This is a genomic window from Bradyrhizobium sp. 25ACV (genome assembly GCF_054863005.1).
This window is the reverse complement of record NZ_JAVAYO010000004.1, coordinates 336,615-351,893: the sequence shown is the minus strand read 5'-3', so window position 1 is coordinate 351,893 and position 15,279 is coordinate 336,615. Positions and strand designations below refer to the sequence as shown.

The 15,279-nt window shown below is 64.7% G+C and carries 12 protein-coding genes; 1 reads left to right on the top strand and 11 read right to left on the bottom strand.

Translation table 11 applies throughout. From position 1 onward, the window contains the following. Positions 1–77: 77 nt before the first annotated feature. A complete protein-coding gene (locus RAD04_RS11705; protein WP_461623915.1) occupies positions 78–764 on the bottom strand; it encodes an HAD family hydrolase in 687 nt (228 codons plus the stop codon). A 154-nt stretch (positions 765–918) separates the two neighbouring features. Between RAD04_RS11705 and RAD04_RS11700 the strand changes: the two genes are divergently transcribed. Further along, complete coding sequence (locus RAD04_RS11700) at positions 919–1,371, top strand: nuclear transport factor 2 family protein (RefSeq protein WP_091956352.1); 453 nt, start codon at positions 919–921, stop codon at positions 1,369–1,371. A 229-nt stretch (positions 1,372–1,600) separates the two neighbouring features. Here the strand turns inward: RAD04_RS11700 and RAD04_RS11695 are convergent, their stop codons facing one another. The 10 genes from RAD04_RS11695 to RAD04_RS11650 form a co-directional block, all read right to left on the bottom strand. Continuing rightward, the gene (locus RAD04_RS11695; protein ID WP_461623914.1) at positions 1,601–1,792 is read right to left on the bottom strand and encodes a hypothetical protein; all 192 of its coding nucleotides are present in this window, start codon (positions 1,790–1,792) and stop codon (positions 1,601–1,603) included. Between the two features lie 224 nt (positions 1,793–2,016). After that, a complete protein-coding gene (locus RAD04_RS11690; protein ID WP_461623913.1) occupies positions 2,017–2,448 on the bottom strand; it encodes an acyl-CoA thioesterase in 432 nt (143 codons plus the stop codon). A gap of 80 nt (positions 2,449–2,528) precedes the next feature. After that, a complete protein-coding gene (locus RAD04_RS11685; RefSeq protein ID WP_461623912.1) occupies positions 2,529–3,281 on the bottom strand; it encodes a fatty acid desaturase CarF family protein in 753 nt (250 codons plus the stop codon). Between the two features lie 58 nt (positions 3,282–3,339). Beyond that, positions 3,340–5,436 (bottom strand): 3-hydroxyacyl-CoA dehydrogenase NAD-binding domain-containing protein, encoded by a 2,097-nt coding sequence (locus tag RAD04_RS11680; protein WP_461623911.1) that lies wholly within the window; start codon positions 5,434–5,436, stop codon positions 3,340–3,342. Positions 5,437–5,438: 2 nt separating this feature from the next. Next, a complete protein-coding gene (locus RAD04_RS11675; RefSeq protein WP_461623910.1) occupies positions 5,439–6,722 on the bottom strand; it encodes an acetyl-CoA C-acetyltransferase in 1,284 nt (427 codons plus the stop codon). Continuing rightward, complete coding sequence (locus tag RAD04_RS11670; RefSeq protein WP_461623909.1) at positions 6,722–8,989, bottom strand: acyl-CoA dehydrogenase; 2,268 nt, start codon at positions 8,987–8,989, stop codon at positions 6,722–6,724. Before RAD04_RS11670 ends, RAD04_RS11675 begins: the two co-directional genes overlap by 1 nt. Positions 8,990–9,245: 256 nt before the next feature. Next, on the bottom strand, positions 9,246–9,869 hold the full coding sequence (locus RAD04_RS11665; RefSeq protein ID WP_028141751.1) for a flavin reductase family protein: 624 nt from the start codon (positions 9,867–9,869) through the stop codon (positions 9,246–9,248). A 175-nt stretch (positions 9,870–10,044) separates the two neighbouring features. Beyond that, complete coding sequence (locus RAD04_RS11660; RefSeq protein ID WP_461623908.1) at positions 10,045–10,644, bottom strand: TetR/AcrR family transcriptional regulator; 600 nt, start codon at positions 10,642–10,644, stop codon at positions 10,045–10,047. Positions 10,645–10,678: 34 nt separating this feature from the next. Next, positions 10,679–13,816 (bottom strand): efflux RND transporter permease subunit, encoded by a 3,138-nt coding sequence (locus RAD04_RS11655; protein WP_091956127.1) that lies wholly within the window; start codon positions 13,814–13,816, stop codon positions 10,679–10,681. A 222-nt stretch (positions 13,817–14,038) separates the two neighbouring features. Then, entirely contained in the window at positions 14,039–15,145 is a 1,107-nt protein-coding gene (locus RAD04_RS11650; protein ID WP_461623907.1) for an efflux RND transporter periplasmic adaptor subunit, read from the bottom strand. Between the last annotated feature and the right edge of the window lie 134 nt (positions 15,146–15,279).

Here is a 15,279-nt window from a genome sequence, read left to right as displayed (position 1 = left end):
ATCAGGAGAATGCATGGTGCGGCGGTTCGCGCCTTCGGTCAATGCGCGCGCCGATCACGGTTAACTTATGCGGCCCGTCACCACGCCATGGTGCTCGCGAGACGCGCGAGCAGCTGCGGATCGTCGAAGCCGCTGGCGGACGCGACTGCGCCGGCTGCAACCAGGTCAGCATGGCTGAGGCTGGTCCGGACGCCGATGGTCGGAATGCCGGCCGCCGTGGCCGATTGCACGCCGGTACGGGAGTCCTCGAATGCGATCGAGGCCTCTGCGCTCGCGCCGACGAAACGCAGCCCTTCCTGATAGGGCAGCGGATGCGGCTTGCCGTGCGGCAGCTCGGCGCCGATCACGAGCGCCTTGAAACGATGCGATATGCCAAGGCCGGAGAGCAGCAGCTCGGCATTGAGACGCGGCGCGTTGGTCACGGCCACCATGGGAATGCCGGCAGCGTCAGCCCGGTCGAGCAGCGCCATCAGGCCCGGCAACGGCTCGATCTGCCCGGCCACCAGCGTACGGAAGACTTCCTCCTTCTCATCGAGGATCGAGGCGCGCCGTTCCGGCGCCTCGTCAGGCAGGAATCGCTCGCCGATCGCGACATTGGCGAAACCCTGCAGCTCTCTGGAGAACCGCGCGTGATCGAAGACGTGGCCGCGAGGGCCGAGCACCTGGTTGAACGCCTTCAAGTGCAGCGGGTCGGTGTCGGCCAGCGTGCCGTCGATGTCGAACAGCAAAGCCCTGCCCATTGCTTCCGTTTTGGCTTCGATCATTTCCGTACTTTCCCAAATCCACGGCGCATTGATGCGCGAGACGTATCAATATGGCTTCGACCGCGCAATGACGCATGCTGATGACGACGACGTGACACTCGACAAAGCCGCGCGCGGCTGCAACACTCGCCGCAAGATCAAAAAGGAGGAAACGATGACGATCAACCGACGCGATCTGGCTCTCTCGACTCTGGCCGTCTCCGCGCTTGCGCTCACGACATCGGCGCTCGCCGCTTCGGCGGACGAGGACGCCGTGGCGAAGAAGGTCGAGGCCTTCCGCCTCGCCCAGATCGCGGCCGATCCGAAGGCGCTCGGCGCACTGTGCTGGGACGACCTCAGCTACAGCCATTCCAGCGGCAAGGTCGAGGACAAGGCGACCTTCATCGCCAACGCCACTGACGGCAAGTCGAAATTCCTGTCGATCGACTACAAGGACCCCACCATCAAGGTCGTCGGTCCTGCAGCGATCGTGCGCTTCCACTGGCTGGGCGAACAGGAGATGGCAGCCGACGGGAAGAAAGTGTCGACCAACCTTCACATCCTGATGAACTGGCAGAAGCAGGGCGACGAGTGGAAGCTCCTGTCGCGGGCAGCAACGAAGTTGTGACGACTCTTACCCTCTCCCCCTGTGGGAGAGGGTGGCTCGTCGCGTAGCGGCGAGACGGGTGAGGGGTTGCCTCAGCGAGCCCCTTTCTCTGAATCTCGAGAACGCCGAAATACCCCTCATCCGGCGCTTCGCGCCACCTTCTCCCACAAGGGGAGAAGGAAGGAGCAGCGGTGTGCTCGGCAAAAAATTCCGACCTCGCTCCGCGAGCCCGGAATAAGCAGCAAGCGCTTTACGCCGCCTCCTTCACGTCACCGTTCACCAGCTTGCTCGCGGCCCGTTCGGCTTCGCGGGCGTTACGGAAGAGCTGGCCTTCGAGACGGTTGAATCGGTGGGACGAGGCAAAGAAGCAATAGCCTCCCGAAGAACGAACGACGATACCTGCGGTCTGCGAATTGACTTCGATGATGTAGCTGTCCGGCATGGTCCGTGGATTCCTCAGTGCGGGCAAATAACGGCACTCATGCCCAAAGGTTCCCAGGCATTTTGAGACCGTTTCCACCCCGAATCGACACGCAATTGAGTACGCCGAGACCTCATCCGTTTTATGACTGGTTCTTGGCGAAGCGGCGACGAACATGACTCACTGGTGCCGCGTTTGACGCGCTTGCCACGCATTTGTGAGATGAGGCAGAGCGTCGCGCGCGATTACGTCGCGATGACAGTGTCGGTCGAGCGAACGGCCTGCGGGCGGCCGTGCTCGTCAATCGAGACGTAGGTGAAATTGCCGTCGGTGACGAGGAAGGGATGCTCCTCCCCGCGGCGCAGCGCCCACGCTTCCAGATGCACGGTGAGCGAGGTGCGGCCCACGCGTACGAGATTGGCGTAGACTGACACGAGATCGCCGACGTAGACCGCCTTGCGAAAATTCATTGCCTCGATCGCAACCGTCACGGTGCGCGACTTCGCGGCCTTTGACGCAAACACGCCGCCGCCGACGTCCATCTGGCTCAGCAGCCAGCCGCCGAAGATGTCGCCGTTTGCATTGGTGTCGGCGGGCATCGCCAGCGTGCGGATGCAGAGATCGCCGCTCGGCCCGGTGTCGGAGCTGATAGGGGCGTGGACGTGCGTGTCGGTCATTTGGTTGGTCTCCCGCGGCTCTCGGCTCTGGATACAAAGCCGCGGCGCCTTACGCAACATCGACGCGAGACAAGCTTGCGCTATCCAATCGGCCGCGGCGACCCGACGAGGATTCCGGTATCGTTCAGTTTGCGTTGCCACTCATCATCGTCGGCCCGCGGTGCGCGTCCGGTCGTTGCCGTTATCAACCGTTCCAGCCTGCTCCATAGCCGGAGACGGTCGCACGGATAATTGGCCCATCCATTGATGACACAATAGCGGATGGTGTGGTCACGGTGATGACACCCATGATGCTCGGGTGAGCAGACCAGATGCAGCCGTTGCGCCATGCGCAGGAGCCGCGGGCGGACAGGCCGGTGCGCGAGATTGTGAAAGCTCATGCCAAACAGCATGCAGGTCGCGATCACGAACCAGACGATCATCAGCGCATAGGTGAGCGCCGAAACCGGAAACAACGCCGTGACGGTGGCCGCGACTCCGACCACCACCGCGCTCGGCGCCGCACCGAGGGACGCCTGGTCGAGGAAGCCGTAGAGCAAAACGTGGCCGGGATGGGTGTGATGCTCCCGCGTGATCGCGATGCCGCGGCCGAGCATCCGCTCGTCGAGCCAGGTGTCGACCACCCAATGCACAAGCCCTGAAAACAGGTCAGCGAGGAAATATCCGGCCAGGAGCGCCACGATCAACCACGGCCAGCGCAATCCCACCGCGGGATAACGCCCGACGAGATAGCCTACGCAACAAAGGATCACGACGACATCGGCCCCGCAGCATAGCCGCGTGATGATGATCTCGCGCAAGGTCGCGTGCTTGAAGAACGGGATCGTCGGCATCGGCGATACTCCCCACGGGCTCCACCACCCATGATAGCATCTTTTGACCGACGGCCCCCTATTGCAAACGGTCCCAGCCCGGATCCGGCGCGAAACGTCCGCCGAATCGCTCGGCGAGCCCGCGCAAGGTGGACACGACATTCTCCACGCCGCGCGTGCGCGCATAGTTCAGCGGGCCGCCGCGGAACGGCGCATAACCCGTGCCGAAGATCATGGCGCCGTCGACCGCATCAGGATCGTCGACGATGCCTTCACGCAGCGCCGCAACGCAGACATTGGACATCGGCAGCACCAGGCGGTCGATCATCTGATCAGTGACGCGCGGACCGGTCTCGGGGAGCGGTGCCTTCTCGGCCTTGCCGTCCTTCCAGGTGTAGAAGCCCTTGCCGGTCTTGCGGCCGAGCTCGCCCTTGGCGACCTTGTCGCGCAGCCACGCCGGCGTCGGCGGCAGGAGATCGCCGAACTTGGTGCGCAGCATGTCACCGACGTCGAGGCAGATGTCGAGCCCGACCTGATCGGCCAGCTCGATCGGCCCCATCGGCATGCCGAACTGCTCGGCCGCGGCATCGATCAGACGCTGATCGAATTTCTCGTCCAGCATCACCATGGCTTCGAGCATGTAGGGCGTCAGCGCGCGGTTGACGAGGAAGCCCGGCGAGCTCTTCACGGGCAGCGGCAGGCGATCGATGGCGCCGACGAACGCGAGCGCGTCTTTCAGCACCTGCGGGTCGCTGCCGTCATGGCTGACGACTTCGACCAATTGCAGCCGCGACACCGGATTGAAGAAATGCAGGCCGACCAACCGCTCTGGCCGCGCCAAATTCGTGCGCAGATCCTGAAGCGGAATGCTCGACGTATTGGTCGCGAGGATCGCGCCGGGCTTCATCCGCGGCTCGAGGCCGGCATAGACCTTCTGCTTCAGCTCCAGCTTTTCGGGCACCGCCTCGATGATGAGATCGGCGTTACGAACGCCCTCCCCGTCCATGTCAGGGATAAGACGATCGAGCGCGTCGCGCACCTCGGTCTGCTTGCGGATGATCTTGCCGTAGAGCTCGGCGGCGCGCTTGACCGCGCCGGCGATCGGTTCGGCTTTCATGTCGGCGAGCGAGACGCGCAGCCCCTGCCCGGCTACCCAAGCCGCGATATCGCCGCCCATGGCGCCGGCGCCGATGACGTGGACATGCTTTACTGTGTTGCCGGAGCCCGCCGCCTTCTTCATCTGCTCGCGCAGGAAGAAGACGCGGATCAGATTCTGTGCAGTCGGCGTCACCATCAGCTTGGCGAATGACGCCTGCTCCGCCTTCAGCATCGCGGCCTTGCTGCCGCCATGAGTCTCCCAGAGGTCGATCAGCGCGTAAGTCGCCGGATAATGCTCGCGGGACGCGGCCTTCGCCGCCTCCGCGCGCATGCGCCTGGCCAGGAGCCCGCGCACGAAGCCAAAATTGGCTGCACGCGCGAGCAGGCCGGGCTTGGCCCGCTTCAGCCGGCCGAACAGTGCGTCCTTCACCGCGCCACGGACATGGCGCTCCTGCGTCACGGTGTCGACGAGGCCGAGCGATCTGGCGCGGCGCGCGTCGATGGTGCGGCCGGTCAGCATCAGCGTCATCGACTGGGCGGGATTGACCAGCGCAGTGAAACGCGCGGTGCCGCCGAGGCCGGGATGCAGGCCGAGCATCACCTCCGGAAAGCCGAAGCGCGCACCGTCGATCGCGATGCGCGACTGGCAGGCCAGCGCAACCTCGAGCCCGCCGCCGAGGCAGAAGCCGTGGATGACCGCGACCGTTGGTAGCTTCAAGGCTTCCAGATGATCGACCACCGCGTGCGCGGCGCGGATGCGCGTCTCCACCATCTCGGGATCATCAGCGCCGCGGAATTCGTTGACGTCGGCACCGGCGATGAAGCCGGACGGTTTTGCGGAGCGGATCACAAGGCCGGCCGGGCGTTCGGTCTCGATCGCCGCGAGCACGGCGTCGAACTCCTCCATCACATCCGAGGACAGCGTGTTGGCGCTGGCATCAGTGCGGTCGAACAGCAGCCAGGCGACGCCGTCTTCATCGCGCGTCAGCTTGAAGTGCCTGTACGGCTTGTCCGTCGCGGGCCTGGGCCCGAGTTCGAGCACGCGGTCACCGAGCACGGTCATGATCCTGGAATCCATGGTCACACCGCCTCGATCAGCATGGCGCCGCCGAGCCCGCCGCCGATGCATTCGGTGGCAATTCCGCGCCGCGTGCCGAGCCGCTTCATCGCGTTGACGAGATGCAGCACGATCCTGTTGCCGGAGGTGCCGACGGGATGGCCGAGCGAAATCGCGCCGCCATCGACGTTGAGCTTATCACGATCGATCTCGCCAGCAGCGCCGTCGAGACCGAGAATCTCACGGCAGAACTTGTCGTCATTCCAGGCAGCTAAGCAGCCGAGCACCTGCGTCGCAAAAGCCTCGTTCAGCTCCCAGGTCTCGACGTCCTGAACCGTGAGGCCGTTGCGCTGAAGCAGCGGTGTTGCCGACATCACCGGACCGAGGCCCATGATGCTGGGATCGAGCGCCGCCCAATTGCTGTCGACGATAACAGCCTTCGGCGTCAACCTGTGCTTTGCGACCGCCGCGTCGGAGGCGAGGATCACCCAGGACGCGCCATCGGTGATCTGCGAGGAATTGCCGGCGGTGACCTGGCCCCACGGGCGCTCGAACACCGGCTTCAGCTTTGCCAGCGTCTCCGCCGTCGAGTCCGGCCGCACGCCGTCATCATGGTCGAAGAATTTACCGTTGCGGGAGAACGCGGCTTCGACCTCGCCCTTCAGATAGCCAGCGCCTTGCGCATGCGCGAGCCGGCGATGGCTCTCGGCAGCATAGGCATCCGACTGTGCGCGCGTAATGCCGAAGAGATGGCCGACGACTTCGGCGGTCTGGCCCATGTTCAGATCGGTGACGGGATCGGTCAGCCCGCGCTCGAGGCCAATGATCGGCTTCAGGTCGCGCGGACGCAGCTTGAACGCTGCGGCGAGCTTGGCGGCTACCCCTTTGGCGGTAGCAAGGCCGGCGAACCAGCGCACGCCGGAATTCGGCCAGACCAGCGGCGCATGGCTCAGGGCTTCGGTGCCGCCCGCCAAGATCATGTCCGCGTGACCTTCGCGGATATACCGGTAGGCGGTGTCGATCGACTGCATGCCGGAGCCGCAATTGATCTGCACGGTGAAGGCGACCATGTCCTCGCCCATGCCGAGCCGCAGCGCGGCAACGCGGGCCGGGTTCATCTCGTCGGCGATCACGTTGACGCAGCCGAGGATGACCTGGTCGAAGCTATCAGCCGCAAACGGCTGGCGCGCCAAGAGCGGCCGTCCGCATTGCACGGCGAGATCGACCGGCGTGAACGGCCCCGGCCCCGAGCGCGCCTTCAGGAACGGCGTCCGGCTGCCGTCAACGATGAATACCGGTCGTGCCATCAGCTCGCCGCCCTCTGTTCGCCGAGTTCCTGAAAGAATTGATGCACATTGACGGTTTTCTTGTAAATCGGCGACAGTGCCTCCGGCGCAAAATCGTCGACCTCGATCACTTTTGTGACGGCTTCATGAGCTGCGGCCAGTTGCTCGCCCTCGGCCTGCGTGATCACGCCCTTGGCGACGGCATCCTTCCAGTCGCTTAGGCGCCCGGCGCGCATGCGCTTGGCGATCGCATCGGTGCTTGCGACCAGCAGGAACGCGCGCTCCAGCCGGGCAAAGCCGCCGTCGTCATCGACATGGGCGAGATCCCGCGTGAGGCGCTCGCGCGCCGCCGAGGGCTCCAGCACGATGGCAGCGCATTGATGCACGACGCGGTCGGAGGGGCCGAGCACGCGGGCGCCGAACGGCTGGACCACGAGCTTGAGGAAGCCGGCAACAAAGCGGTTGGGCAGATTGGCGAGAATTTCGGCCAGCCGGTTCTCGATCGTCTTGAAGCCGGTCGCCATGCACCATTCGAGCGCGGCGAAGTCCTCCTTCTGCCGGCCCTCGTCCTGCCACCGCTTCAGCGCCGCCGAGAGCAGGTACAGCTCGGAGAGAATGTCGCCGAAACGGGCCGACAGCATCTCCTTGCGCTTGAGCGCGCCGCCGAGCGTCAGCAGCGCCATGTCGGCACAGAGTGCAAACGCAGCGGAGTAGCGCGAGAGCTGGCGATAGAATGGCGTGGCGTCGCCCGCATCGGGCGCCATCGCAAAGACGCCAAAGGTCCAGCTCTGGCCGAAGGCACGGAACAGGGTCCGGATGCTATGGCCGACATGTTTCCAGAACGCCTTGTCGAACGCGGTCAGCCCGCGCTCACGGTCGGTATCGGCCAGCGCGTTCATCTCGTCGAGCAGGTAGGGATGCGCGCGGATGGCGCCCTGCCCGAACACGATGAGATTGCGGGTCAGGATGTTGGCACCCTCGACCGTGATTCCGACCGGCACGGCGCGGTGCAGATTGCCGAGATAGTTTTGCGGACCGTCGATGACGGCCTTGCCGCCATGGATGTCCATGGCGTCGTCGATCGCGGTGCGCATCCGCTCGGTGGCATGCAGCTTCATGATGCCGGAGATGACGGCAGGATGGACGCCGGCATTCAGTGCCGCGCAGGTCAGCCGCCGCGCCGCATCCAGCTGATAGGCGGTCGCGACGATGCGCGCGAGCGGCTGCTCGACACCTTCGAATTTCGAGATGGAGATGCCGAACTGCTCGCGGATCCGGGCATAGGCACCGGTGGTGCGCGCGGCGTAGGCGGCACCCGCAGCAGAGAGCGATGGCAGCGAGATGCCGCGGCCGGCGGCGAGCGCGGTCATCAGCATCTTCCAGCCTTGCCCCAGCCGCTCCTTACCGCCGATGACGTAGTCGAGCGGGATGAAGACGTCGCGGCCCCGGTTCGGGCCGTTCTGAAACACCTGCATCGACGGCAGATGGCGATGGCCGATCTCGACGCCGGGCAGATGGGTCGGGATCAGTGCCACGGTGATGCCGAGCTCCTCCTGGTCGCCCACGAGGTGGTCGGGATCATAGGCCTTGAAGGCGAGGCCCAGCAGCGTCGCGACAGGGCCGAGCGTGATGTAGCGCTTGTGCCAATTGAGCCTCAGGCCAACGACCTCGCGGTCCTCGAAGGTGCCCTTGCAGATGATGCCGGTGTCGACCATCGAAGCCGCGTCGGAACCGGCTTCCGGGCTGGTGAGGCCGAAGCAGGGAATGTCGCGGCCGTCGGCGAGGCGCGGCAGCCAGCGCGCCTGCTGCTCCTTCGTGCCAAACCGCATCAGGAGCTCGCCCGGCCCGAGCGAGTTCGGCACCATGACTGTGACGGCAGCGGCGATCGAGCGGGTCGAGATCTTACGCACCACTTCCGAATGGGCATAAGGCGAGAAGCCGAGGCCGCCGAACTCCTTCGGAATGATCATGCCGAAGAATTTCTCGTGCTTGACGAAGTGCCAGACATCCGGCGGCAGGTCGCGCCATTCCCAGAAGATCTTCCATTCGTCGAGCATGGCGCAGAGCTCGTCGACGGGTCCGTCGAGGAAGGCCCGCTCCTCGTCGGTCAATTTGGCCTGCGGGACTTTCAGCAGCTTCGACCAATCCGGGTTGCCGGTGAACAGATCGGCATCCCACCAGACGTCGCCCGCCTCCAGCGCCTCGCGTTCGGTGTCGGACATCGCCGGCAGCACGCCGCGGGCCCAGGAGAAGATCGGTTTTGTGATTTTGTCGCGGCGGAAGCTCATGGCGGACCTCATGCATCGGCGCGGTTGTCGGGCATTTTAGCGGAAAGCGGCCGGCGGCGGTGAAGACTTCGCCTGCGACATTGACGCGGCCAAGCGCCCCCGGACCATAACGGCCAGGGTGCGGCGGCAGTTCCGGGAGGGGAAAATGGCGATGGATCGTAGCCCGGATGGAGCGAAGCGCAATCCGGGTAGGCCTATCCGCGCGGGGAGAATCCCGGATTACGCTGCGCTCCATCCGGGCTACGGGCGCGACCGATCAATCCGGCCGCACCATTTCGAACATGTTTTCCGGCTTGATCTCGAAATAGTCGCCGCGGCGGCCGGCGCGGACGATCGGGCGGGCGGCGGCGGTCTGGTAGACGCCGTCCTTGATCATGGCCCTGTCGATGTGGACAGCGACGACCTCGCCCAGCGTCAGCCAGGCGTCGGCCTCCTTGCCGTCGGCGCCCTTGAGGCGGACGATGTCGGACACCTTGCATTCGAAGGCGACCGGGCTTTCGCCGACGCGTGGCACGTTGACGAGCTTGCCGGGCACGGCGGTGAGGCCGGCGATCTCGAATTCGTCGACCTCAGGGGCAACATGCGCGGCGGTCGCGTTCATGTGTTTGGCGAGGTCCATGGTGGCGAGATTCCAGACGAACTCGCCGGTCTGCTGGATGTTCTCGACCGAGTCCTTCCAGTTGGTGGAGGAGAAGCCGATGATCGGCGGCACGTAGCAGAACGCATTGAAGAAGCTGTAGGGCGCGAGATTGACGTGGCCCTTGGTGTCGCGCGAGGAGATCCAGCCGATCGGCCGCGGCGCGATGATGGCGTTGAAGGGATCATGCTTGAGGCCGTGGCCCTTGGAGGGCTCGTAGAAGTACAGGTCTTTGTCGGTCACGCGCTGTATCTCCGTTGTCCGTCATTCCGGGGCGGTCCCCCGCGCAAGCGCGGCCCGGAGGACCGAATCCGGAATCTCGAGATTCTCAGGTGCGCAATTGCGCACCATAGTTCGCCCCTTCGAGGCGCCCCGGAATGACAGAGAAGCAGCTTATAGGAAGAAATCCGCCCGTCCGTCAGTGGCGCGGCGACAGACCCGCGATGACGAAATCGATCATCTGGTCGATGGTCGGGCCCGGCTTGGTGGCGCACTGGGCGATCATCTGGGGGTGGAAGAAGCGTATCATCGCGGTGCAGGCGCACAGCGAGGCCAGCTGAAGGTCCGGCGCCTCGAACTCGCCGGAGGCAACGCCTTGCGCGATCATCTGGCCGATCACCCCGGCAATGCACTCCATATGGGCGACGCAGACGTCCCAGTCCTCCTCCATCGCGATCGCGACCATCTCGTGCAGCTTGTTGTCGCCGACATAGCGCTCGGTGTTCATGCGATGGATGGTGGTGAGCAGCTCCCGGAAACGCTCCTTGACCGGGCCGGGCCTGGCTACGATCCGCTGCGCCTCGAGCTCGACCTCGCCCATCAGGCCCTGCGCCACCGCCTGATGGATCGCCTTCTTCGATTCGAAGAAGCGATAGACGTTGGCGGGGCTCATCCTGAGCTCCTTGGCGATGTCCCCGACCGTGGTCTTCTGGTAGCCGATCAGGCGGAACAGCCGCTCGGCCACCTCGAGAATACGATCCCGGGTGTCGCCTTCGATATGTTCCGCAATCAGTGTCATTTGTCAGGACTCGTCAATCAGCACTTCATCTCACTTATTCAGCCGCTTCAGCAAGCGGAATTGCGTGCGGGTCATTGCTCCCATGCTGCGGCGCGGCAGGCTGCTCGGGGGTACCCGCCTCGTCCAGGCTCTTCCTGAACCACAGCGCGTAGAGGCCCGGCAGGTACAGCAGCGTCAGGAAGGTCGCGACGAACAGACCGCCCATGATCGTGATCGCCATCGGGCCCCAGAAGGCCGAGCGCGACAGCGGGATCATGGCGAGGATGGCGGCGAGCGCCGTCAGCACCACCGGACGGGCGCGGCGGACGGTTGCCTCCACGATCGCCTCGCGCCGGGTCAGGCCATGGGAGACGTCGGTCTCGATCTGGTCGACCAGGATGACCGTGTTGCGCATGATCATGCCGGCGAGCGCGATCAGGCCGAGCAGCGCCACGAAGCCGAACGGCGCATTGGCGACGTTGAGCCCGAAGGAGGCGCCGACGATACCGAGCGGCGCGGTCAGGAACACCAGGATCAGGCGTGAGAAGCTCTGCAGCTGGATCATCAGCAGCGTCAGCATCACCATGACCATCAGCGGGAAGAGGACGAAGATCGAGGCATTACCCTTGGCGGATTCCTCGAACGCGCCGCCCGCCTCGATCCGGTAGGCCGGCTCGAGGTGGTCCTTGATCGCCTTCAGCTTCGGCGTGATCTGGCCCGTGACGTCGGGCGCCTGCACGCCGTCGACGACGTCGGAACGTACGGTGATCGCCATGTCGCGGTTGCGCCGCCACATGATCGGCTCCTCATGGGCATATTCGATCTTGGCGATCTGCTGCAGCGGCACGGCAACGCCATTGCGGGAGGTGATGGTGAGATCACCGACGCCGCCGAGGTCGAGGCGCTCGGACGGGATCGCACGGGCGACCACGCCGACCTTCTCGATGCCGTCGCGCACGGTCGTGACCTGCGAGCCCGAGATCAGCATCGCGAGCGCCTGGGACACGTCCTGCGGGGTCAGGCCCATGGCGCGGGCGCGGTCCTGATCGACGACGAGCTTGAGGTAGGGCGACTGCTCGTTCCAGTCGAGCTGGACATCCTTGACGCTCTTGTTCTGCCGCATGACGTCGCGAACCTGGTAGGCGATTTCGCGCACCTTGTTGGCGTCGGGGCCGATCACGCGGAACTGCACCGGGAAACCGACGGGCGGGCCGAAGTTGAAGCGGTCGACGCGGACACGCGCCTCGGACAGCATGCCGTCCGCAACCGCGTTCTCGATCTTGGCCTTGACGCGCTCGCGCCCCTCGACGCCCTTGGCGACGATGACGATCTCGGCAAAGGCCTCGTTCGGCAGCTGCGGATTGAGGCCGAGCCAGAAGCGGGGCGAGCCCTGGCCGACATAGGACGTATAGGTCTCGATATCCTTGTCGTCCTTGAGCAGCGTCTCGGCCTTCTTCACCGCCTTTTCGGTGACGTTGAACGCGGTGCCCTCAGGCAGGCGCAGCTGGAAGAACAGCTCGGGCCGCTCCGACAGCGGGAAGAACTGCTGCTGGACATGGCCGAACCCGACGACCGACGCGATGAAGACGCCGACGGTCGCGACCACCACGGTGATGCGGTGATTGACGCACCATTGCACGATGGCGCGCAGACCCCGATACATGCGGGTCTCATAAACCGCGTGCGGATCGTGGTTGTGATGCGCCTTCATCTCCGGCAGCAGCTTGACGCCGATATAGGGCGTGAAGATCACCGCCACGAACCAGGAGGCGACCAGCGCGATCGCCACGATCCAGAAGATGCTGCCGGCATATTCGCCGACGGCGGAATTGGCAAAGCCGATGGGGAGGAAGCCAGCGGCCGTGACCAGCGTTCCCGTGAGCATCGGAAACGCGGTAGATTCCCAGGCAAAAGACGCCGCGCGCATGCGGTCCCAGCCCTGCTCCATCTTCACCACCATCATCTCGACCGCGATGATGGCGTCGTCGACGAGCAGGCCGAGCGCGATGATCAGCGCACCCAGCGTGATGCGGTGGAGGTCGAGCGACATCATGTTCATGACGACGAAGACGATGCCGAGCACCAACGGCACCGACAGCGCGACCACGATGCCGGTGCGCCAGCCGAGCGCCAGGAATGACACGAACAGCACGATGACGAGGGCTTCCATGAAGGAGTGCACGAACTCGCCGACGGCGTGCTCGACCACCTTGGGCTGGTCGGCAATCAGCTTGACGTCGACGCCCTGCGGCACCGCCTTCATGAACTCGGCCGTCGCCTTCTCGACCTCCTTGCCGAGCTCGAGGATGTTGGCACCCTTGGCGGTGACGACACCGATGCCGATCGCAGCCTTGCCTTCCTGGCGGACGACGAAGCTGGGCGGATCGACATAACCATGGGTGACGGTGGCGATGTCACCGAGGCGGAACACGCGGCCGTTGCTCTCGACCGGCGTCTCGGCGACGGCCTTGGCGCCGTCGAGCGCACCGGTGACGCGCAGCGGCACGCGTTGCGAGGAGGTTTCGACCGTGCCGGCCGGCGTCACGTTGTTCTGCTTGGCGAGCGAATCGAACAGCGCCTGCGGGGTGATGCCGAGGGTGGCGAGCTTGGCGTGGGAGAACTCGACGAAGATGCGCTCATCCTGGTTGCCGTAGACGTCGACCTTGGTCACGCCGGGCACCTTCAGGAGGCGCTGGCGGAATCCTTCCGAGACCTTCTTGAGCTGGGCATAGTCGGCGCCGTCGCCGGTCATCATGTAGAGGATGGAATCGACGTCGGAGAACTCGTCATTGACGACGGGACCGAGGATCCCGGAGGGCAGCTGGCCCTGCACGTCGACCAGCTTCTTGCGCAGAAGATAGAACAGGTAAGGCACGTCCTTCGGCGGCGTGGAGTCGCGGAAGGTGACCTGGAGCGCGGTGAAACCGGGCTTGGAGTAGGTCTGCACCTTCTCGAAATAGGGCAGTTCCTGGATCTTCTTCTCGATGGGATCGGCGACCTGGGCCTGCATCTCCTGCGCGGTCGCGCCCGGCCAGAGCACGGAGACGTTGACCACCTTCACCGTGAAGAACGGATCCTCGGCGCGGCCGAGCTTCTCATAGGAGAAGAAGCCGGCGACACCGAGCACGAGCATCAGGAAGAGAACCAGCGTCGGATGGCTGACGGCCCAGGCCGAAAGGTTGAAGCGCTTCATCGCTCTCTCCGAAAAGACGATCCAATTGCCAAAAAAAGACAGCCACTCTGTTCAGGCCGTCGTCGCGAGGCAGCGAAGCAATCCAGGGGGCTGGGCAGATTCTGGATCGCTTCGCCGCTTCAGCCTCTGCTTAGGGACAAAGGCCGAAACTCACCTCACACGACGTAACTCGACTTCTCTTTGTCATTCCGGGGCGCCTCAGGGCGAACCCGGAATGACGGATCAAAACGACAATGACGAGACGACCCGCACCCTCTGGCCCGGATCGAGCTTCTGCACGCCGAGAGCGACGATCTTGGCGCCCTCTTCCACACCGCTGGTGATGACGACGTCGTTGCTCTCGTAGGACTTCACCGCCACCGGCTTCAGCGTGAGCGCACCGTTGTCGTCGACGACGTAGAAGGAGGGCTTGCCGCCTTCGTTGAACAAGGCCGACAGCGGCAGCCGCGCGACGCGCTCGGTGGCGGCGTCCGACAGCGTCAGCGTCGCGGTCATGCCGAGCGCGACCTTGTCGTCGGCCTCCGGCAGCGAGAACTTTGCAAGATAAGTGCGCGTGGCCGGATCGGCCGTCGGCGCGATCTCGCGCAGCTTGGCCGTATACTTCTTGTCCGGCTCCGACCAAAGAGTGACGCTGGCGACGCCCGACTTGGCGCGTCCGACCAGCGTCTCAGGGATCGCGACGACCGCTTCCTTTTCGGCAAAGCGGGCGACACGGATCGAAGCCTGGCCCGCGGAGACCACCTGGCCGGGCTCGATCAGCGTTGCGGTGACGACGCCTCGGGCGTCGGCAACGAGCGTCGCGTAGGAAAGGGAATTCTTGGTCAGCTCAACCGAGCGGACCGCACGATCGAGGCGCGCGCGGGCCTCATCGGCGGATGCCCGGCTCGAATCCAGCTGCGCGTCGGTGGTCCAGCCCTTGGCCTTCAGATCCTTGGCGCGCTGCTCGGCAGCGGCGGCCTGGGCCAGCACGCCGGTCGCGGCGGTCTGCTCGGCGACGGATTGCTCGGCCTGGAGCTTCAGGTCGATCTCATCGAGCGTGGCAAGGGGCTGGCCGATTTCGACGGTCTGGCCGACTTCCACGAGCCGCTTGGCGACCTTGCCGGCAACGCGGAAGCCCAGATCGCTCTCGATCCGGGGCCTGATGGTGCCGACGAAGCTGCGCTCGGGGGTTTCGGCATCATAATGTGCGGTTGCGACCAGAACCGGCCGCGGCGGCTCGGCTTTCTCGGCGACGGTGTCATTGCACCCGGCAAGGCTAGCCGCCATCAGGGCCAACGACACACCTGCCAACAGCCTGGAATAGCTCGACAAAACCGACCGGACGAACATCGAAGGATACTCCCTGCATCTCGAATGAGAGGAATGTCGACTAATCACTGATAAAAGTCAATAATCGTCAGTCATCAGGAATGCGTGATCGTTAAGGGATGGTGAGGGTCGAGAGGGGTTGTCAGGAAGGTGAA

What these genes read in the sequence shown, in the direction of transcription:
- RAD04_RS11705 (WP_461623915.1), bottom strand. Translation starts at nt 764, where the DNA reads ATGATCGAAGCCAAAACGGAAGCAATGGGCAGGGCTTTGCTGTTCGAC.
- RAD04_RS11700 (WP_091956352.1), top strand. Translation starts at nt 919, where the DNA reads ATGACGATCAACCGACGCGATCTGGCTCTCTCGACTCTGGCCGTCTCC.
- RAD04_RS11695 (WP_461623914.1), bottom strand. Translation starts at nt 1,792, where the DNA reads ATGCCGGACAGCTACATCATCGAAGTCAATTCGCAGACCGCAGGTATC.
- RAD04_RS11690 (WP_461623913.1), bottom strand. Translation starts at nt 2,448, where the DNA reads ATGACCGACACGCACGTCCACGCCCCTATCAGCTCCGACACCGGGCCG.
- RAD04_RS11685 (WP_461623912.1), bottom strand. Translation starts at nt 3,281, where the DNA reads ATGCCGACGATCCCGTTCTTCAAGCACGCGACCTTGCGCGAGATCATC.
- RAD04_RS11680 (WP_461623911.1), bottom strand. Translation starts at nt 5,436, where the DNA reads ATGGATTCCAGGATCATGACCGTGCTCGGTGACCGCGTGCTCGAACTC.
- RAD04_RS11675 (WP_461623910.1), bottom strand. Translation starts at nt 6,722, where the DNA reads ATGGCACGACCGGTATTCATCGTTGACGGCAGCCGGACGCCGTTCCTG.
- RAD04_RS11670 (WP_461623909.1), bottom strand. Translation starts at nt 8,989, where the DNA reads ATGAGCTTCCGCCGCGACAAAATCACAAAACCGATCTTCTCCTGGGCC.
- RAD04_RS11660 (WP_461623908.1), bottom strand. Translation starts at nt 10,644, where the DNA reads ATGACACTGATTGCGGAACATATCGAAGGCGACACCCGGGATCGTATT.
- RAD04_RS11655 (WP_091956127.1), bottom strand. Translation starts at nt 13,816, where the DNA reads ATGAAGCGCTTCAACCTTTCGGCCTGGGCCGTCAGCCATCCGACGCTG.
- RAD04_RS11650 (WP_461623907.1), bottom strand. Translation starts at nt 15,145, where the DNA reads ATGTTCGTCCGGTCGGTTTTGTCGAGCTATTCCAGGCTGTTGGCAGGT.